This window comes from Algoriphagus sp. TR-M9 (assembly GCF_027594545.1).
In the GTDB taxonomy this organism is placed as follows: domain Bacteria; phylum Bacteroidota; class Bacteroidia; order Cytophagales; family Cyclobacteriaceae; genus Algoriphagus; species Algoriphagus halophytocola.
Window position 1 is genome coordinate 4,135,988 of the sequence record NZ_CP115160.1, and the last position, 20,670, is coordinate 4,156,657.

Below are 20,670 nucleotides of genomic sequence, written 5' to 3' on the forward strand. Positions count from 1 at the left end.
TTTACCTTTATTTCTTAAAGTAAAATATAAAGGATTATATTTGGCTATGCCACGCATAGAAAAATTTGAATCCGGACATTTTGAAACTGCTTTCCAGTACAAATATTTTGTACCGAACAAAGTAGATGTGGATTGGTTTTGGGATTCTCCTTTACTCAATAAGCTTCTGGAAAAAGCCGCAATAAAGCTGGGAGAACTGAATTCCTATGCACGCATGGTGCCGAATATTGATTTGTTTATTCAACTCCATGTGGCAAAGGAGGCTGTGGTTTCCAGCAAAATCGAGGGCACGCAAACACGGATAGAGGAAGCGTTATTGCCCATCGAAGACATACAGCCGGAGCGTAGAGATGATTGGCAGGAAGTGAATAATTACATCAATGCGCTCAATGCTGCCGTTTCCCAGCTGGAACGCTTGCCTCTTTCGTCCAGATTACTTCGCAATACCCATGAGCTATTAATGCAAGGGGTGCGTGGGGAAAATAAACAGCCTGGGGAATTTCGCCAAAGCCAGAACTGGATCGGAGGAAGTTCCTTGGCAGATGCTGTATTTATCCCTCCACAGCATCTATTGATTCCTGAGCTCATGAGTGACCTCGAGCAATTTCTTCACAACGAAGAAGTTTTCGTCCCAGATCTAATCAAGATCGCAATCGCGCATTATCAGTTCGAAACCATACATCCATTTTTGGATGGAAATGGGCGGGTAGGGAGATTATTGATTACCCTATTTCTGGTCAGCAAAGGCATTTTGGATAAGCCATTACTGTATTTATCCATGTTTTTTGAGAAAAACAGAAGTCTATACTACGATAAACTTTCTGCTGTAAGAACAAAGAATGACCTTCTGAACTGGGTTAGCTTTTTTCTGATCGGAATCGAAGAGACGGCATCAAAAGCAGTAAGCACACTCTCTCATGTGCTGCTGCTGAAAGAGCAGAAAGAACAACTAATCGATACGGAATTCGGCCGTAGAAGTTCCAGCGCAAAGGTTTTGTTGCACGGGCTTTTCCATGAACCGACCATTTCGGTTGAAAAAGCTGTTGCATTGACTGGATTAAGCTTCAAAGCAGCGAATGACTTGGTGCAATTGATGCGCGAAAAAGGAATTCTCACCGAGCAAACTGGCCAATCCAGAAATAGAATCTTCGTATTTGAAGAGTATTTGCAAGCCTTCGAATATGGTGAAGGAAAGTAAAATAAGAAAAGGTAAAACAAAACCCCGAGATTGATGAGATCTCGGGGTCTATTTTTTACACTCTTGATTCTAAATTCTAGCTTCTTGGCTCTTAAAAAACAACCTTCACTTCCTTTTTCTCTCCACCTCTCTGATAACCAAGAAGCACTTCGTCACCTTTTTGGAAAGAGCTTAGTGCTCTCATATAGCTCATCATATCCACAATCGTAGAATCGCCCATCTGCACCACCACGTCACCTTTCATCAGTCCAGCAGCCTGAGCTGGTTTGTCCTCAGAGACACCGTCGATTCGCATTCCTTTTCCATCATAAAGATAATCCGGAACAACGCCAAGGGAAACTGTGAATCTTGGAGAATCACCTGAGGAATCTTTCGTCTTCGTAAAAGCAAGTTTTGGCTCTGCGTCCAATTGATCCACCAAGCGATCAATGTATTTCACCACAAGCAGCAAACCGTTGTAATTGATCAATTCCGAATCATCAGAAGGTTTGTGGTAATCCTCATGCTGCCCGGTGAAAAAGTGTAGTACCGGAAGATCCTGGAGATAAAAAGAAGTGTGATCCGAAGGACCTACTCCTGATTCAGAGGTTACTAATTTCAAACTATCTGCATTTGCCAAATCCAAAGCAGGAAGGAAACTAGGACTGGTTCCCACACCATTGATTGCAAGCGTCTTTTCAGCATTCAATCGACCTACCATATCCATGTTGATCATGTAATTGACTTGCGAAAGCTCGATGGTAGGATTTTTTACAAAGTAATTCGAACCCCAAAGTCCATTTTCCTCGCCAGAGAAAGCGATGAATAGAAAGTTGCTTTTGTGCTCTTCATGTTTTAGGATTCTAGCCAAAGCGACTAAAGCAGCTGTTCCGCTGGCATTGTCATCTGCTCCATTGTGGATCGCAGAGTCACCACGGTGTAAAGAACCATTTCCGCCCATTCCCAAGTGATCAAAGTGCGCTCCGATGACTATGGTATTTTCAGACTTATTATCAATGAAGCCAATCACATTTCTTCCTGTCACACCTTCACCGTCTGTTCCGATTACGGCTTCCTCATGAGGATTAGTGGGTTTTGATACGGTGAAGGGTTGGAAATATTCTTCGGTACCCTTTGGCAGCAAACCTACTTCTTTGAACTCAGCCGCAAGGTATTCAGCCGCCTTTTGCTCGCCTGATGTTCCTATCGCGCGACCAGCTAGCTCATCTGCAGCTAGATAGGTAACATCTTCCTTCAATCCAGCTTTTAAGCTTTCATCTGAAGGAGCAGTATCGCAACTCCATATTAGTAATGCTCCTGCAACTGCAGCTAGCGTATATTTTGGTGAAAAGTTCATGTCTTTTGTCATATTTTGCCAAAGATAATAAATGGTAACTTTGCGCAGCAATTCTAATAATTCATAGCTTATAATGAGACAAATCCTTTTTTCCCTGCTGCTGATTTCCTTTGCATGCAGCCCAAAAACAGAAGTTCAAACTGAAATAGAAACAGCAGTACATTCGGCATCAGATTCTTTGCTGCTGACGCCTGAGGAAATGAAGTATCTGAAAAACATCAAGCAACTGACCTTTGGGGGAAATAATGCAGAGGCTTATTGGTCATTTGATGATTCCATGTTGGTTTTTCAATCGGACTACAGTGAGTGGGGAGCAGAATGCGATCAGATATTTTATACCAATTGGAAAACCGATGATTTGAAAAATAACGCCCCTAAACGCCTGAGTACGGGTTTAGGAAGGACTACTTGTTCTTATTTTCTTCCAGATAACAAAAGTATAGTCTATGCATCCACGCACCCAGGAGGGGAAAATTGCCCGCCGGTGCCGGAGAGAAGAGAAGACGGCAAGTATGTGTGGCCTATTTATGATTCCTTCGACATTTTCACAGCAGATTTGGAAGGCAATATACTTTCACAACTAACCAGCGAACCGGGATACGATGCGGAAGCTACAGTTTCTCCAAAAGGTGATAAAATCGTGTTCACCTCCTTGAGAACCGGTGATTTGGAGCTTTTCACCATGAATATTGATGGCTCGGATGTGAAGCAGATCACTTCAGATTTGGGTTATGACGGTGGCGCATTTTTCTCACCGGACGGTAGTAAAATAATCTGGAGAGCCTCAAGACCAACTTCAGATGAGGATGTAAAAGTGTATAAAGACTTACTAGCTGAAGGTTTGGTAATGCCAACGAGCATGGAACTCTATGTGGCAAATGCTGATGGAACGGACGTAAAAAAGATCACTGACCTTGGCAAAGCCAACTGGGCACCGTTCTTCCATCCATCTGGAGAAAAGATCATTTTTGCCTCAAATCATCAAACGGAAAGAGGCTATCCTTTCAACCTATTTATGGTCAATCTGGATGGAACTGGGCTTACACGAATTACACACGATGGTACTTTTGATGCATTCCCGGTATTCTCTAACGATGGCAAATATTTGGTTTTTTCCTCCAATAGAAACAACGGCGGAACTAGAGATACGAATCTTTTTGTGGCTGAGTGGATAGGAGATTGACCTAAAAAAGTACCGACTTTTCTGTTTTTCAAATAGAAATAAAAGCAGTATTATTAAAGTCCATTAAATTAACCTTTATGAAATTAAAATATTTACTACTGCTCCTCGCCTTCGGACTAATAGTTTATCAATCCTGTACCAGTACCAAAAATGCTACACGTAATGATTTGGCATTGACCACTTATGATAAAGATATCCAGCCTATAATGATTGCTCACTGTACACCATGTCATTTTCCTGAGGGTGAGAAAGATCAGTTAGACACATATGATCGTGTACTTTCGCGAATCGATGATATTCTAGACAGAACACAAAGAGATACTTCTGAAAAAGGGTTTATGCCTCATAAGCTAAAAAAGCCTGCACTAAGTAAGGAGGAATTAGCTGTTTTCTTCAAATGGATGGAGGATGGGATGCCTGAAAAATGAGTTTGTATCTATTTTAATTTTTCAGAAGACTGTCAACCCTCTGGCGGTCTTTTTGCACTATTTAAAGCTAACCAATTGAAAAACAGCCATGAAGTGCACCTATATGCTTTTTCTTAGTGCAATACTTGTGCTTGCCTGCAAAGGCCCTAAGGAAGATTCCCCAATTGATGTAGCATTTTCCCCAGATGAAGAGCACGTCGAAGAAATCAACACGGAATGCTTTAGATATTTCGGGGAAAAAGACACAGTCTTTCTTACCACCCATATTGATGGTACGAATATCACTGGCACGCTAGACTATTCCTTTTTTGAGAAGGACAAAAACAGCGGTACAATTGAGGGAGAAATCCGTGACAATATGATCATCGCTGAATATACTTTTCAAGCCGAGGGACTAACTTCTAAGCGTCAGGTGGTATTCAAAAACACTGAAGAAGGATGGAAAGAAGGGTTTGGCGAGATGAAACCGGTGGATGGAATCCCTGCTCAGGTCAATATAGATTCGCTAAAATACAATCACGATATGATCTTGACTCCAGTGCCCTGTGATTAAACATGAGCGGCCATTTTTGACTTTCTGATCTCAATTGCCTAATTTCTAAACTCAACTCGCCCAAAATCACCTTTTTAAGGGGCTGCAAAACCTCTGTCTGTTTAAGTTAAATCCTTTTTAAATTGAGTGTATGAAATACTATTCCCGATTGGTAATCCCATTTCTGGTCACATTTGCCCTTGCTTTTTCCAAGCTATACTTCGGTGAAGAAGCTAAAAACTGGGAGGGAGTCTTTGCTTATTTACCGCATATCAATACTGTTCTTATTATAGTTGGGTTCACGTGGTGCCTCTTAGTGGGTATGCAAATTGTCAAGAGGATCTTTCTGAAGCAATATGACATCTCACAAGAAGATAACCTTCGGGCAAGGAAAGTTTTAACCCAGATCAATTTACTGGTGAAAATTGCCAACTTTCTTATCCTACTGCTTGGTATAGGATTAATTCTACTGTCCTTTGAATCTGTACGAAAAGTTGGTGTCGGATTTTTTGCCTCGGCAGGAGTTGCGGGAATTATCATTGGTTTTTCTGCTCAGAAAGCCATTGGAACGCTGATAGCCGGGATTCAGATTGCTTTTACCCAGCCTTTTCGACTGGAAGATGCCGTGGTCGTAGAGGGAGAATGGGGTTGGATTGAAGAGATTAATTTGAACTACATCGTCGTGCGAATCTGGGACCTTCGAAGGCTTGTGCTACCGACCACTTATTTCCTTGAGAACCCATTTCAGAACTGGACCAGAACCTCCGGAGATTTACTTGGGTCGGTGTTTTTATATACAGATTACACCATTCCTTTTGAGGAGCTGCGCAAAGAATTGGACAGGATTTTAGAAACTACAGATCTCTGGGACAAAAAAGTGAAGGTGCTTCAAGTCTCAGATGCGAAAGAATTCACCGTAGAAACCCGTATTTTGGTGAGTGCCAAAAACTCTCCCATAGCTTGGGATTTACGTGTGTATGTTCGGGAGAAAATGATTGAGTTTATTCAAAAAAATTACCCGGAAAGCCTCCCAAAAACCAGGGTGGAAATGACTCAGAGAGCTACTTAGACGATATGTATTACGACATTTTGATGTTTAGCCATTTGGCGACAGTAGTGCCCTGCATATTTTTGGGAGCTTACTTACTTTTCGCAAAAAAAGGCGGCTTAACGCATAGAAACCTTGGTGCTTTATACATGAGTTTGATGCTAATTACTGCTGTTATCGCCCTGTTTATTGAAGCACAAGTGGGAGATAGACTTTTCAATCATTTCGGATACATTCATCTTTTTTGTTTGCTTGTTTTTTGGACTGTTCCCACAGCATTTTTGTCCATCAAAAAAGGAAAAGTCAAAACCCATCAGCGAAAAATGATCTTACTTTATGTAGGAGCTATCATTTTAGCAGGTGGATTTACACTCGCTCCTGGAAGATATTTGCATGGTGTTTTTTTCGGAGGATGAACGCTTAGGCTTTCTCTCTAAGACTATAAGGCATTCAAATTCTTCAAGTATTCTTCTGCCTGATTAATTAATTCTTCCTTATTTTTCAATTTGTCCAGCGTACGATAAGCCATTCCGATTCTGGGGTTGTTTTCCAACTTTTCCCTGTTTCGATTATAAAAATGCCAGTAAAGGCTATTGAAAGGGCAAGCTCCCTCACCAACTTTTTTGCTAGAACTATAAGCGCAATGACTGCAGTAATTGCCCATTTTATGGATGTAATTTGCCGAGGAAACGTAGGGTTTGGTTCCCACAATCCCTCCGTCAGCAAACTGGCTCATCCCACGCGTATTAGTGATCTCTACCCATTCGATGGCATCGATATATACACCCAGATACCATTGATCCACCTCATCGGGATGAATGCCGGCTAGCAAAGCAAAATTACCGATCACCATCAATCGTTGAATGTGATGCGCATAAGCCAGGTCCAATGATTGACCGATGGAGTGGCTAAGGCATTTCATTTTGGTATCTCCTGTCCAAAACCAATCAGGAAGCTTTCTCTGGTGATTGAAGAAATTCAATTCTGCAAATTCAGGCATTTTTGCCCAGTAGATTCCCCGCATATATTCTCTCCATCCTATGATTTGACGAATAAATCCCTCCGCCTGAGAAATAGCAATCGTGTCTTGATGTTCCTTCCAATAAGCCTCTACTTTTTGAACTACCTCCAGTGGAGAAAGCATCTTGGTGTTCATGGCAAAACTCAGCCTGGAGTGAAAAAGGAAGGGATCCCAGGTGGTCAAAGCATCCTGATAGTCACCAAAATGAACCAGCAGCTGTGTACAAAAGTGGTCCAAAACCTCCAGACTTTCTTCCCGGGAGCAAGGCCAGGTAAACTCTTCCTCGTCTATTTTCCCAATGGTTTTTACGTTAGCCTCAGTTAGCATTTTTACCACATCGGAAACTGGCTTTGGGTGGGTTTTAGGCTTTCGCAAAAGGCGCTTATCTTTCAGCGCAGCTCTGTTTTCATGATCAAAATTCCATTTACCGTGAAGTGGCTCTTTTCCATCCATCAGGATCGTAAAGTCTTTTCTCATTTGTCGGTAAAAACTCTCCATTAGGTACGTTTTCTTTCCATGGAAAAAGTCTTTCACGTATTCCCGCTCTGTCAAAAAATGCTCTGAATCTACACTACGACAGGGAATAGACAGGTTTTTACAGATTGATTTTAATTGAGTATCAAGTCGGTATTCGTCGGGGAGTTGGTATTCGAACTGTTCAAAGTGGTGTTCCTTGACCTTTCCTTGGATCATTTTCTCTAAATCCTGACTATTATCTTCTTGGTCTAATTTCACATAGTTGACCGTATGCCCCTGGGTTTTGAGATGCTGGGCAAAGTTTCTCATGCTTAGAAAAAATGCAACTACTTTTTGAATATGATGTGCTACATAATCAGTCTCTTGCATGAGCTCAAGCATGAGGTAAGTCACTGAGGAATCCTTCTCATCAAACCAAGAATGTTGGGCATTCAGTTGGTCTCCAAGAATCAATCGTAATGTTTTGGGCATAAAAAAAGGCTTTTATTTAAAAGCCCTTTTTCCGCTACTTTGTTTTGATTAATACTTGAAACAAGGCATTGAAGAGGTTCTTCCTGCGCCTCGTTTATTGGTAGCAAGAAAACTATATCGTAAGCTGATCTCATGGGCTCCACCGGTGTTGGCATTTCCCAGAGAAGAAAGTGTGAAATCGTGGCTATATCCCACATCCAGTCCACCGCCTAAAGAAATACCAACTAGTCCGATGATTGCTTCATGATTGGGTAGTTCTGTTTTCTGAACAGGAATGCCTCTATACCATACGCCCAACACAATAGGCTGGATATTTACCTGTGCCCCCATATCCAGCTGAGAAAATGACCCTTGATTTTTATAGTTGAATGCCAATGTTAACTCTTTGGTACCCATTCTTTGGTTTAAATACTCGGTAGAAGTGCCCCCAGAGAGATCAAACCTCACTCCTCCATGTGCCGAAACTTTCAAAGGCAGTTTGCTATTTTCCCCATCAATGAATGAAATATTAGGTTGGGTTAAATGATGTCCAGCTAAACCAAACCATATATTTTCATTGTGAAAAACCATCCCGAAACTGTAGTCCATGAACTGATGGCTGATGCCATCTCCTAGGCTTTCTCCACTGGTCCCACCTACCGTTCCCGTTTGATCATCAATCTGACTTCCAAAAATCAAATCTCCGAAATAGGCATCCCTATCCATATAACTGACTTGCCCGCCCATTCTTAAGAATGATCTAAACCCCAAGCGCATCCTGTACGAGTAAGTAGCGCCAATTTCTGTCATGCTTAGATTGGCCATGCTTTGCTCGGAGCGATTGACGATCACCCCTACACCGCTATTGGCACTGAATATATAATGGTCCGCATAGGCAGAGTAGGCGTTAAAGGTTTGGTCAAGACCAGGCCATTGATTTCTATAGTTCACGCCTATTCTAGTCATCTCCGATGATCCTGTCATTGCTGGGTTTAAATACAATGGAGCAGCATAAAACTGCGAGTATTGAATGTCTTGCCCATTCGCTTTTGGGCAAAGCAAGCTCAGGGTAATAAGTAGCAGATAAACGTTTTTCATATTCTATCTTATAAGGGTGACTCCTCCGGTTTTAGTGAATTGCTCGCCATCTTTGGAGGTGTAGGTGATTTGATATAAGTAATTGCCAGGAGGTGATGCCTGACCTTGGTGTGTTCCATCCCAGCCCGTTGTTTCTTGGCTAGCAGTGGCGTACACTTTTTCTCCCCAGGTATTGAAAACTTCCATGGAGAAATCGGAGACGGATTTAAGCTTGGGCATAAAGGTGTCATTTAGGCCATCTCCATTTGGGGTGAAAGCATTCGGTATGGTGATAAACTCTAATGGGGCATTTACTTGGATAATGTTTTTCTCTTGGCTAGAGCAGCCATACAGGTCATAAGCCGTCAAAGTGACTTCATAGCTTCCGGCCTTGTCAAATACATGAATTGGATCACGGTCTGTGGATTTGGCTCCGTCTCCAAACTGCCAATCCCAGGCCATGAACTCCTCCGCTATGATACTCTCAAAGATGATCTCCTCATTGACCTGCACCTCAGGCTCGCTGCTGATTTCAAGTTTACGGTAACCAAAGTCTAACCTCCCGGCTTGGTTGATACTGGCTGGAAAATCAACCTTTACTGCTGTTTCTGAGCTACATCCCAAGGCATCAATTACCGTTACACTCAGCTGGCCTGAGGAGTGAAAATTGATTTCCCTGTTTTCTTTTTCACCGGAACTCCAGTGAATCTGGTAAGGAGCTTGGCCTCCTTGGATAGACACCCATGCGATGCCGGTAAAATCCCCCTGTTCGCAGTCCACGTCAAAAGTGGTCTCGATGCGGGCGCTCAACGCAGCCACTTCATTTATGGAAAAAGAACGGCTTACTTCACAGCCACTTTCATCAGAAACCTTTATTTCATAGGATCCAGCTTTAAGGTTTTCTCGGTCCAATCCTGCATTGATGTCATCTGTCCAAGACACTTTAGTAGCGCCATCTGCACCATTTAGTTTGAGGCTGATTCTTCCTAATCCCGAATTTGCGCAGTTTGCATCTTCAAGCTCTAACACTTCTATTTCTAAAGCGGATTTGGTTTCTACCCTAAATTGATTTTGCATAGTACACCCAGATGCATCTGATATAGACACCGTATAAATACCAGCCGAAAGGTTCTCCAAGCTAGGGCTGGTGCTACCATTGTCCCAGGCATAAGTGTAAGGCTCTATCCCTCCGGACGGCTTCAGCTCAATCTGGCCATTACCAGCTCCAGCGCATGATTCATTTACCACTGAGGACTCCAGTCTCATGGCTGCAGCAGGCTCCAGCACATAGGATGCCTGGAAAGAACATCCCGTTTTATCTTGCACCAATACTTCATATTGTCCAGCCGGGACACCGGTAAGCTCAGGCGTGCTGGCTCCATTGCTCCAGGTGTAACTATAAGGAGCCTGGCCACCAGATACTTTTAAAGATATGGCTCCTGAATTTTGATTCTGACAGGTGGGATCCTGGATTACTTCACTCACGGCGATGCCTTCTGAAGCTGCTTTTACTTCAAAAGAAACAGTAACATCGCAGTTAAACTTATCTGCTACCGTGACGGAATGAATTCCTGGGGCTAAATCATTTACTTGCCATTCATCAATCACCCCATTACTCCAGGTGACCTTATAGGGCTCGCCCCTTCCTACTTTTACACTGATAGCCGCAGAACCATCTGTGCCAGATCCACAAGTAGCATCCTTCACTTGAATAGGATCAAGAATCAACGGGTAAGGAGGCTGGACCACAATTCGCTCAGTATGCACTGTGCCTACCGCATCGGTGATTTCCACTGTATAGGTTCCAGCATAGAGATCCGTGCGGTCTTTGCTTGTCTGTAGGGTGTTCCATTTATAAGTATAAGGTGCCACTCCACCAGAAACCGAAAGTATGATGTGCCCTTTTTCAGCATGGGAACAAAGTGCCAATTTTCCACTGACCTTAACTGATATTTCATCAGCGCCCTGGCTTTGCTGGATTTGGGGACCAAAGAATTCATCTGGAGCTATGGCTTGGGAATAGGCACAGGTACTCATTGCCCACTGCGAAAGCAGGACAAGCCAGACCAGACTATATATCCAATTCCTATTTTTCAATGAATTTCAGGTTATTACCTAGTATTCTTTCATTTTCGACCGGGTTAATTTGCCGTACAAATGAAGATTACTGTATTTCATTATTTAGAATATTATTTTTTGTATTTAATATACCGCAAAATGATATTCTTTTATTTGGTGATTTTATCGAAATAAGTAGATAAAAATTCTTATTTGCAAGAGTTTTGAGCTAACCTGAAAAAACGAAATGCATCTTCAAAAAGTATAGTTTTTCTTTAAATATTACCATAATCAAAAAACAGCTGAAATGATGCTTTTTTTTAGGTATCAAAAGACAAAAGCCTGTTTTTCAGGTATGAAAAAAATTTTCTAAGATTATTAAAAAAAATCCCTGCAACTCTATTCTAGCGATCACCATCGTAAAATCGCCAAAACTACGGGAGATGAATAGGTATTCTTCATTCGGTAGAGTTGGTGGAGCCAAGCTCAAAAATCGATTGAGGCAAACGGGAATTTTAATTAATTAAGGCTCCCAATAGGAATAAGAACTCTTTGCTAACTGCATTCACCTTATAAGGCTGAAAACCCCATCTTGGATGATTTCCACTCCTGAGCTAGTGCGGAAAAACCCTTTGTACACATAATTACCTTCGGGAGCTAATTTTCCTTTCCAGGTACCATCCCAGCCTTCAGAATCGAGATTTTGGGTAAAAAATAGTAGCTCACCCCAGGTATTAAACACATAAAAATCCATATCCACTACCCCTTTAAATTCAGGTTTGAAATGCTTATTCTTCTTTCCGGAGGGTGAAAAAGCATTAGGGAATATCACGAGGTAATCATCTCTGACTTCAACCAATCGCTCAAAAGTATGCAAGCAACCAATAGCATCCTCTGCAGTCAATACCACAGAATAAATTCCCTTAGCCCCAAAAGAATGTGTTGGGTTTTGAATAGTAGCTTCATGACCATCACCAAAATCCCAATGCCAAGAGCTGACTTCCCAAGGCGTAACATCAAAAAAGTCTACAGGCTGTAACACCTGCGCCGTTCCATTTTGCAGCACATTGCCCATACCCAGATTAGTCTCGTAGTCAAAAGCAGGCTCTAAAGTTGAAAGTGCTATGGTCACATCTAGGGGCTTCCAAGCCGACCAGCATTCGAACTCTTTAAAGCTACTTCGAATTGAGTAAGAACCATTTTCCTGTTGGTCATAAATATCATCAATCGAAACAGTATTCCCAGACGGACTGACTAGTTGATAATCATAAACTTCAGGGTCAAACTCTTCGATAGATAAGCTCAAATCTACCGATCCATCCGGATCGCATACCGTGGGAGGCTTAGTAGTCTGTAGCCTTGGCACATGAAAAACACGAACTTTGATATGCTTCATAGGAGAGGGAGGCATATTAGGTCCGGATAGCTCTACATAGTAGTTATAGGTAGAGGCTTGGATGTAGGTATTGGCAGTGGACTCATATTTCAACCCAAGAATAGTCAATTCTCCATTGCTGCCCAGCTGATATTCAATTCCATTGAATGTTCCATCCGAAATTACGGAAGTACCGCTGGCATCATGGTACCAGGTATATTGTGCATCGCTTCCGGCTTGGCCAAATCCAGGTTCCACGGTGACAGGATCACCTTCGCAGATTTCCCAAGTGTCAGGATCAATCACCTGAGCAAACAAGCAAACGCTAGGTAAAAAACCCATTAATAGCGCATAAATGCTAAAAATATTTAACAGCCTGTTTTTAAGCATTGATCTGTTTTACTTGCTTACATCAAATGACATTAAAATAGGAAAGGCCAGGAACGAATAGCTGTTTAACGGTGCTCCGGCAAACCCATGATAATGACTAGTATCTAAAGCATGGTATAGTCCTGGCTCTCGCATTCCTGCTTTTTGGATCTCCCCATAAAAATCTATAAGTCAAGGATATTTCATGAGCTCCTCCACTATTCTTCTGACCCAATTTTGAAATAGTTACATCATAAGAATAACCTATATCCAATCCGCTTTCCAATGAAACTCCCACCAGTCCGATGATGGCCTCATTATTTGGTAAATCGTTTTTAGTCGGCAAACCCCTATACCAAAGCCCCAAAACCAGTGGTTCCAAGAATAACTGTGTGCCTACATCAAGTTGATTGAATGGGTCTTGCTGTTTGTAATTGAAAGCAAAAGAAATGGATCGCTCTGCATAGGCATGAGTAAAATAATCCCTTCGCCCTCCTGCTAAGTCAAAGCGAATTCCTCCTTGCGCAGATAGTTTCATGGGGAGTTTTGAAATCTGGTCATCCACAAAAGAGGTGTTTGGCTCAGTGATATGATGGGCCGAGGCGCCAAGCCAAATCTTATCAGAATAAAACATCCCCCCAAAGCTATAATCCACAAAGCTATAGCGGCTATCTATTGGAATGCCATCGAGTTCATCGGTAATCCCACCTACTGTGCCATTGATGATATCAATCTGAGACCCAAAGACCAAGTCGGAGAAAAAAGCATCCCGCTGCATATAGCTGACCATCCCTCCGATTCTGAAAAACATATCTTCACCGAGCTTTAGCCTATAGGCGTAGGACAAACCAATTTCATTGGTGGAAAGATTGGCCATACTTTCCTGACTGCCATTGAAAATCAGACCTACCCCACTATTGTAATCAAAAATATAGTGGTCGATGTATGCTGAATAAGAATTAAAACTATGATCTAACCCTGGCCACTGGTTACGGTAATTCACCCCGATACGGGTGAGTTCGCTGGCCCCAGTCAAAGCCGGATTCAGGTAAAGTGGCGCTGCATAGAATTGAGAATACTGGGTATCCTGAGCTTTGGCATCTGGAAAAATGCAACAAATAGCCCCAATAGCTAAGAATACACAAATGACTATTCTATTCATACACAACTACACCCAACCTATTACAAATCTATGATTTCACGGACAGGAAGAGGTTAATTTATTATGATTTCGCGTTTTATAACTACTAGGGCTTATGATTGGGGCATTCAATCAAGGAAGTTATAAATCAATGCTTTGATGTGCAGAAGATTCTATTTCTTTCTATTCACATTAGCCCGACTTTGATTCAATAATTATACCAAAATCTAAGCCAGTACGGATTATCACCTTAAATATCCAAGATCACCTGATCTTTCAGCAAAGCTGCAAATTCTTCTCTTCTACGGATTAAATGTGCTTTACCTTCCCACACTAGCACTTCAGCAGGGCGAACTCTGGAATTGTAATTAGAAGCCATGCTAAAGCCATAAGCCCCGGCATTTCTAAACACGAGCAAATCGCCTTTTCTGACCTCCGCTATCTGCCGGTCCTTGGCAAAGGTATCCGTCTCACAGATGTAACCTACCACATGATAGTTTTTCACCTCGCCCGATGGGTTGCTTAGATTGTACACATCGTGATAGGCATCATACATCATAGGTCTGATCAGGTGGTTAAGACCGGTATTCACCCCTACAAAGGTGATCTCTGGGGTCTTTTTAACCACATTTGCCTCCACCACCAGGTAGCCAGCTTCACTTACCAGAAACTTGCCAGGCTCCAGCCACAGTTCCAACTTCCTGCCATACCGCTCGCAGAACGTATTAAAGGCCTCAGAAACTTTGGCTCCAACTTCTTCCACATCAGTAGCCGGGTCACCTGCCTTGTACGCCACTTTAAATCCCCCTCCACAATCCAAGAACTTAAGATCCGGAAAGTTCATCGCTGCTTCAAACAAGACATTGCCTCCTCTGAGGAAAATCTCAGCATCCAAAATATCAGAACCCGTATGGATATGGAGCCCCACGATTTTCAGCTTATATTTTTTCACCACTTCTAAAATCTCCTGAAGCTGTTCTATAGAAACACCAAATTTACTTTGGCTATGGCCAACAGAAATTTTTGCATTTCCTCCCGCCATGATATGCGGATTGATGCGGATACAGGCAGGCACGGAATCTCCGAATGCTGCCCCAAAATCCTCCATCAAGGATATACTGTCCAGGTTGACCATTACTCCCATAGCTACCGCCTCCTCGATCTCACTGAAATGTACCCCGCTAGGCGTGTACATGATTTCATTTGAGGTGAAGCCTGCTTCCATACATAGCTTGATTTCTTCCACAGATACCGCGTCTACCCCTTCTCCAGCCTTTTTCACCAGCTTAAGCACATTGATATTAGAAAGTGCTTTGGTAGCATATTTTATTCTCAAAGGGACTTTAGAAAATGCAGATTGAAGGGATTTGATCTGGCTCATGATTTTCTCCCCATCATAAACATATACTGGATTACCATGCGCTTCGGCAATGGACTGCAAGCTGACGCCTTGTAATTCTTGTGGATTTTGAACTGCTGACATGTGATGAAATTTGGGGGCAAAGATAGCCAAATAACAAAAAAAGGATGCCTTAATTCACTTTTTCAACTGCCTAAAGCCTAATTTAGAATAAGCCCCGCAGGAACTGGCAACAAGCTGATCTGCTTATAATGAAACAAAGCTAGAAGTCTAGCGCTGGGTTAAATATTGTTAAGCTCCCTGAATGCCCTGATTATAGGTTTAAATTTGTACAATGTCGAAAAGTAATATCACACTGATCATAGTTCTGATGTCCCTGGCTAGTTTGGGATTGATCGCTTTTCAATTCTATTGGGTGAACAATGCCATCCGGATCAATCAAGAGCGATTTGACCAAAATGTCTATCAGGCACTATCCAGCACGGTAGCCCAGCTGGAGCAGAGTGAGACTTCCGACGCTGTCTTTACCTATCTGGCTAGGGATTCGGCCTTGCAGAAATCCCTATTTGAAAAGATCGAACCCATTCAATTGCAGATACACTCCCGGGCTGTCCGACGTAACAGGCCGTCTATGGTAGACACCATGTTTCAGGAGCAAGCCCCTACGGTAAGCCCCACTTTCAGAAGAATGCTGGAGTCCAGAGGCGTAGAAATAGGCGCGTTAAAGGAATTAGAAGCATTTTTCGCCTATATGACTCCGGAGCTGGCTTCAAATTTATTTACACCTGATGAAATGGAAATTCTCCTTCAGGAGAAAGAAAGGCAGCTTCAGTACCTGGACAGATTGGAAAAAATGCCTAAAAAACCTACGCAGGCTACCACCCAGTACTACACAGAAATGATCCCTGAAGTCAATATTTCCCAGGATTTCATGGAAAAAATCCAAAAAGCCAATCTCAAAATTGACTATTTCAATAGAATGTGGGAAGAGATGGCAGAAGGGCAGCGGGCAATTTTGGACAGACTGGATACTGCACAGGTAAAAAAAATGGTGAAAGGGGAGTTACTTGACCGCAATATTTCCGAGGACTTTGAACTGGGCCTGCTCAATGATGATGGGCGAATCCTTCCCATAGGACAGGTTAAAGAACAGTTTACCTTAATCCAAAAAGGAACCCAGGCAAAGCTTTTTCCTAATGATATATTAGGAAAAAACAATTACCTCTACATCTACTTTCCTGAGAAAAGGACCCATGTCATCAAGGAAGTCTGGCTACCGATTTCCAGCAGTATTTTATTTATTGTAGTGATTATCTTTTGCTTCATCTATGCCATACGGGTGATCTATAGACAAAAAGCACTTTCTGATACCAAGAATGACTTCATCAATAATATGACCCATGAGTTCAAGACTCCCCTGGCTACCGTGAGTCTTGCGGTGGAGGCACTGCAGGACCCTGAATTATCGGCTGAGGATAAATTTCGCACGCGCTATTTGGGCATTATTAAGGATGAAAATAAACGCTTGGTTTCCCAGGTAGAAAACGTTCTGCAAGCGGCTGCGTTGGATAAAAAGGATTTTAAACTGAAAATCGAAAATCTCAACCTCTCCGAGATTTTGGAAAGCACTGTGGATCACTTCGGGCTACAGGTAGAAAAAAAAGGTGGACAGATCACCTTTACCAACAATCTTAAAGATCCGCTGCTCGAAGGAGATTTATTTCACCTGACGCATATTTTCAATAACCTCTTGGACAACGCCAATAAATATTCGCAGAACAACCCTTTTATCACCGTGGAAGCGCATGATACCTCCGACCAAGTCTACATACAGATCAAGGATGAAGGAATAGGAATGAGCAAAGATGCCCAGCGGAAAATCTTTGATAAATTCTACCGGGTGCCCACGGGCAATGTCCACGACGTGAAAGGTTTTGGTCTGGGACTCTCCTATGTCAAAACTATGCTAGAGGCCCATAAGGGCGGAATCCAAGTATCAAGCGAGCCGGGTAAAGGCAGCACATTCACCATTAACTTACCAAAAAAACAATGAGTAAAGCAAAACTATTAGTGGTCGAAGACGATCCGAATTTGGGAGATATCCTACAGGAATATTTGGAAATGAAAGGCTTTGAACCCACGCTCTGCAGAGATGGGGAAGAAGGATGGAATAAGTTCAAGAAAGGCAAATTTGACCTGTGCCTTCTGGACATTATGATGCCGAAAAAAGACGGCTTTACCTTGGCCAAGGAGATCAAAAAAGTAGAAGAAAGCCTTCCCATCCTTTTTCTGACTGCCAAAAATCAAAAAGACGATGTAATCGAAGGCCTGAAAATCGGTGCAGACGATTACCTCACCAAGCCGTTCAGTATGGAAGAGCTGCTGCTACGCGTCAATGCTATCCTGAGAAGGACGCATAAAAACGAGGAGGTATCTGCGCTGAAGGTCTATACGTTCGGTGGCTTCACCTTGCACTACGACGAGCAGTTTCTCGATGGGCCCAAAGGGCGCCATAAGCTGACCTCCAAAGAAAATGAACTGATTCGCCTGCTAGCCTCTGAGATCAATAATTTGGTCAATAGAAGCCATGCCCTGAAGCAAATCTGGGGGGACGATAGCTACTTCAACGCAAGAAGCATGGATGTCTACCTCAGCAAAATCCGTAAACTACTCAAAGACGACCCAAAGGTGCAGATCATAACCGTACACGGAGAAGGATTCAAGCTGATCGTCAGTGAAGGATGAGAAGCCCAATGTTTGATGTGAGCACGATTAAAGTTTGAAAGAGAAATATCCAAAAAATCCGAAGCGACAATAAAGTGCTTCGGATTTTTTATTATTCTAAAATGTTGTTTCTCGGTTCTAGAGGCTTGATTCTTGACTCTAGGATCTAGGATCTTGATTCTTGGCTCTGAGCTTTTGCGACTTGCTACTTGCTACTTGGTACTTGGTACTAAAAAACCATTTCTGCTCCTATTCCATTTCCCTCAGGGAAAACTACTTTTTCGGGGGTAATCACCACGCCCTTTGCAGGATCTTTGGCAAGCAACATCGCTCCATCCATATCCACATAGTCCAGCAATGGTGCAATATGCGCAATGGCCGTGATGCCCACGGAGGATTCCGTCATACACCCTACCATGGTTTTCATCCCATAGGATTTGGCTTCCCGGAGCATTCTGAGTCCGGGGGTGATTCCTCCGGCTTTGACCAGCTTTACATTGATTCCATGAAACAAACCCTTGCACTTTTTCACATCAGCTTCCACTATACAGCTTTCATCAGCAATCACTGGCAGCTTTGAATGCTTATAAACCTCTTTCATGCCTTCCAGGTCATCCTTTGCCAAAGGCTGTTCCATAAACTCCACTCCGAGCTGGCTCAACTCTTCCGAGTAAGTTATGGCCTGCTCGGCCGTCCAGGCGCAATTGGCATCTATACGAAAAACAGCATCTGTATGCTTTCTCAGCTCCCGGATAATCGCCAGGTCGTCACTGGTACCCAGCTTTATTTTGTAAATAGGCCAGTGAACTTCCTTCATTTTAGAAACCATTTTCTCCACAGTGTCTATGCCAATGGTGAAATTAGTAGTAGGAATAGCAGCCGGATCCAGCTTCAAAAGCTCATATAGTTTGACTCCGCACTTTTTGGCGTATAAATCCCATGCTGCCATATCCAGAGCGCACTGCGCAAAGGGGTTTTCCTTAAAAATCTCCTTTCCCAAATCCCAAAGTTCGGCTGGTGTTTCCCAACCACTTTTTTCTACTATAGGCCTGACACTCTCCAAACATTCAGTCATATTAGAAATCGTCATTCCGTAAAAAGGATTGGTGGTGGATTCTCCCAAACCAATGCGTGCATCGTCTTGCAGTTTTACGATGAGCGTATCTTGCACATCCCGACTCTGATGCGCGATGGTAAAAGTATGCTTCAGCGGGAGGTCTTCGACTTGGTAGGATAAATTCATTAGGCCAAATATTCAATTTCAAGCAAAATTAAGCAGATTTCTGCTGCCTATGCTTAGATTTATGTTCAAATACTAGAATAGAAAAATAATCATGAAAGTTCAATACCCCATATTTTCTAGCCTGTTTTTGCTGTTTTTGACAATTCTATTCAGCTGCAAAACAGCAAACACTCCCCTGCATGAGGCCACTCCTACGGCTAGTTTGGAAGCTGCTTACGCTCAATTCAAAGAACCCTCTATCACACATCGCAGATTCAAACATGCGGATCTACAACCTTTAATTGAGAAACATGCCGGAGCTTTTCAAATCACTAAACTGGGACAATCTGTAGAAGCAAGGAGCATTTCCAGTTTGGACTGGGGAAGTGGAGACACCAAAGTGATGCTTTGGTCCCAGATGCATGGCAATGAAAGCACAGCTACCATGGCACTTTTTGATTTGTTCAATTTTCTGGAGGCTAGCGGAGATGAATACGATGAGCTGAGAAGTTTACTCCATAGATCCCTTGATCTGAAGTTTATCCCTATGATCAATCCAGATGGAGCAGAGGAGTTTAAGCGAAGAAATGCCATCGATATAGATTTGAACCGGGATGCTATTTCCCTGATTTCTCCGGAAGCCATCCTTCTGAAAAACGCAAGAGATGATTTTGAACCGGAATTTGGATTTAACCTACACGATCAGCAAACGTACTACAACGCCTCAGGAACTCCCAACCAGGCAACTATCTCTGTACTGGCACCTGCATACAATTATGCTACCGACGTAAACGAGGTGCGTACCCGGGCCATGCAGACCATAGTGGGGATGAACAAGGTATTGCAAGAAGTGGTACCTGGACATGTGGGCAAATACAACGATACCTTTGAACCCAGGGCTTTTGGTGACAACATCACCAAATGGGGCACCAGTACGATTTTGATCGAGTCGGGTGGCTATCCCAATGATCCTGATAAGCAATTTATCCGTCAACTGAACTTCATGATCATTCTAAATGCCCTGGAGCAAATCGCCACCCAAAGTTATACGCAATACGCTATCTCCGAATACTTCGCAATCCCAGACAATGACTTGCAACTCGTAGACCTCTTGATTCATGAGGTGCAGGTGCCAGTAAACGGCAAATTCTTCCCAGTAGACCTAGGGATCAGAAGAAGAGAAAACAGCGCTGGCGAAAGCTATTCCGTTTCGGCCTCGGTAGATGACCTGGGAGATTTACAGGTGTACTTTGGATTGGAGGAATTTGATGCTTCTGGATTTAAATATGCGGAGGGAAAGGTCTATGAAACAGGCTTTGACTCGGTAGATTCCATAGGTGAAGCGAGGGCTATAGAGCTTTTGAGAGAAGGTTATTTGGCAGTCAATGTAAAAAATGGAGCCAAAGGTGATTTACATTATCTTCCGATTTTGGTGCTGAATAGTACCGAATCATTCTCCTCAGGTTGGAAAACGGGAGAAAGCACAAACTTCTTTCTGGAGAAGGATGGAGTTCGGAAATACGCCGTGGTGAATGGTTATTTGATAGATCTGGAAAACCCAAAAGATCAGGAGTTTAAGCAGCGTGTTTATTGATTTATTATTTTCCAAAAGGTAAATTATTGTTTACCTTTTGGAATCATTTTTTAGTAGCAATGTTATATGAAGAGTTC

General features: G+C 42.7%; 17 protein-coding genes. 9 read left to right on the forward strand and 8 right to left on the reverse strand.

Annotation, left to right across the window (positions count from 1 at the left end; genetic code table 11):
- Positions 1–46 precede the first annotated feature (46 nt).
- Complete coding sequence (locus PBT90_RS17665) at positions 47–1,198, forward strand: Fic family protein (protein WP_270130406.1); 1,152 nt, start codon at positions 47–49, stop codon at positions 1,196–1,198.
- A gap of 91 nt (positions 1,199–1,289) precedes the next feature.
- Here the strand turns inward: PBT90_RS17665 and PBT90_RS17670 are convergent, their stop codons facing one another.
- On the reverse strand, positions 1,290–2,534 hold the full coding sequence (locus tag PBT90_RS17670; protein WP_270130409.1) for a M28 family peptidase: 1,245 nt from the start codon (positions 2,532–2,534) through the stop codon (positions 1,290–1,292).
- A 73-nt stretch (positions 2,535–2,607) separates the two neighbouring features.
- Here PBT90_RS17670 and PBT90_RS17675 point away from each other — a divergent pair, with 73 nt between their 5' ends.
- The 5 genes from PBT90_RS17675 (at position 2,608) to PBT90_RS17695 (ending at position 6,141) form a co-directional block, all read left to right on the forward strand.
- Positions 2,608–3,717, forward strand: a complete 1,110-nt coding sequence (locus PBT90_RS17675; RefSeq protein WP_270130411.1) for a TolB family protein — start codon at positions 2,608–2,610, stop codon at positions 3,715–3,717.
- Positions 3,718–3,794: 77 nt separating this feature from the next.
- Complete coding sequence (locus PBT90_RS17680; RefSeq protein WP_270130413.1) at positions 3,795–4,145, forward strand: hypothetical protein; 351 nt, start codon at positions 3,795–3,797, stop codon at positions 4,143–4,145.
- A 103-nt stretch (positions 4,146–4,248) separates the two neighbouring features.
- On the forward strand, positions 4,249–4,698 hold the full coding sequence (locus PBT90_RS17685) for a hypothetical protein (RefSeq protein ID WP_270130415.1): 450 nt from the start codon (positions 4,249–4,251) through the stop codon (positions 4,696–4,698).
- Between the two features lie 130 nt (positions 4,699–4,828).
- Positions 4,829–5,746: a mechanosensitive ion channel family protein gene (locus PBT90_RS17690; RefSeq protein ID WP_270130417.1), complete on the forward strand. Its 918-nt coding sequence runs from the start codon at positions 4,829–4,831 to the stop codon at positions 5,744–5,746.
- Positions 5,747–5,751: 5 nt separating this feature from the next.
- Positions 5,752–6,141 (forward strand): DUF2306 domain-containing protein, encoded by a 390-nt coding sequence (locus tag PBT90_RS17695; RefSeq protein ID WP_270130419.1) that lies wholly within the window; start codon positions 5,752–5,754, stop codon positions 6,139–6,141.
- Between the two features lie 23 nt (positions 6,142–6,164).
- Here PBT90_RS17695 and PBT90_RS17700 read toward each other — a convergent pair whose 3' ends face one another.
- From PBT90_RS17700 to lysA, 6 genes are all read right to left on the reverse strand, one after another.
- On the reverse strand, positions 6,165–7,694 hold the full coding sequence (locus PBT90_RS17700; RefSeq protein ID WP_270130421.1) for a cryptochrome/photolyase family protein: 1,530 nt from the start codon (positions 7,692–7,694) through the stop codon (positions 6,165–6,167).
- Between the two features lie 48 nt (positions 7,695–7,742).
- Complete coding sequence (locus PBT90_RS17705) at positions 7,743–8,771, reverse strand: PorP/SprF family type IX secretion system membrane protein (protein ID WP_264807828.1); 1,029 nt, start codon at positions 8,769–8,771, stop codon at positions 7,743–7,745.
- Positions 8,772–8,774: 3 nt separating this feature from the next.
- A complete protein-coding gene (locus tag PBT90_RS17710) occupies positions 8,775–10,847 on the reverse strand; it encodes a T9SS type B sorting domain-containing protein (protein ID WP_270130424.1) in 2,073 nt (690 codons plus the stop codon).
- A 526-nt stretch (positions 10,848–11,373) separates the two neighbouring features.
- Positions 11,374–12,573, reverse strand: coding sequence for a PKD domain-containing protein (locus tag PBT90_RS17715; protein WP_270130426.1), 1,200 nt, complete (start codon positions 12,571–12,573; stop codon positions 11,374–11,376).
- Positions 12,574–12,670: 97 nt separating this feature from the next.
- The gene (locus PBT90_RS17720; protein WP_264807831.1) at positions 12,671–13,714 is read right to left on the reverse strand and encodes a PorP/SprF family type IX secretion system membrane protein; all 1,044 of its coding nucleotides are present in this window, start codon (positions 13,712–13,714) and stop codon (positions 12,671–12,673) included.
- Positions 13,715–13,943: 229 nt separating this feature from the next.
- Complete coding sequence (gene lysA, locus PBT90_RS17725) at positions 13,944–15,176, reverse strand: diaminopimelate decarboxylase (RefSeq protein WP_264807832.1); 1,233 nt, start codon at positions 15,174–15,176, stop codon at positions 13,944–13,946.
- 211 nt (positions 15,177–15,387) lie between these two features.
- On the opposite strand from lysA, the gene PBT90_RS17730 reads away from it, so the two are divergent.
- Both PBT90_RS17730 and PBT90_RS17735 read left to right on the forward strand, forming a co-directional pair.
- Entirely contained in the window at positions 15,388–17,106 is a 1,719-nt protein-coding gene (locus PBT90_RS17730; RefSeq protein ID WP_270130429.1) for a sensor histidine kinase, read from the forward strand.
- The gene (locus tag PBT90_RS17735; protein WP_264807834.1) at positions 17,103–17,798 is read left to right on the forward strand and encodes a response regulator transcription factor; all 696 of its coding nucleotides are present in this window, start codon (positions 17,103–17,105) and stop codon (positions 17,796–17,798) included. The genes PBT90_RS17730 and PBT90_RS17735 overlap by 4 nt, the downstream gene beginning before the upstream one ends.
- A 208-nt stretch (positions 17,799–18,006) precedes the next feature.
- Here the strand turns inward: PBT90_RS17735 and PBT90_RS17740 are convergent, their stop codons facing one another.
- Positions 18,007–19,020: a dipeptide epimerase gene (locus tag PBT90_RS17740; RefSeq protein WP_270130434.1), complete on the reverse strand. Its 1,014-nt coding sequence runs from the start codon at positions 19,018–19,020 to the stop codon at positions 18,007–18,009.
- A gap of 91 nt (positions 19,021–19,111) precedes the next feature.
- Between PBT90_RS17740 and PBT90_RS17745 the strand changes: the two genes are divergently transcribed.
- Positions 19,112–20,593, forward strand: coding sequence for a M14 family zinc carboxypeptidase (locus tag PBT90_RS17745; RefSeq protein ID WP_270130438.1), 1,482 nt, complete (start codon positions 19,112–19,114; stop codon positions 20,591–20,593).
- The last annotated feature ends 77 nt before the right edge of the window (positions 20,594–20,670 follow it).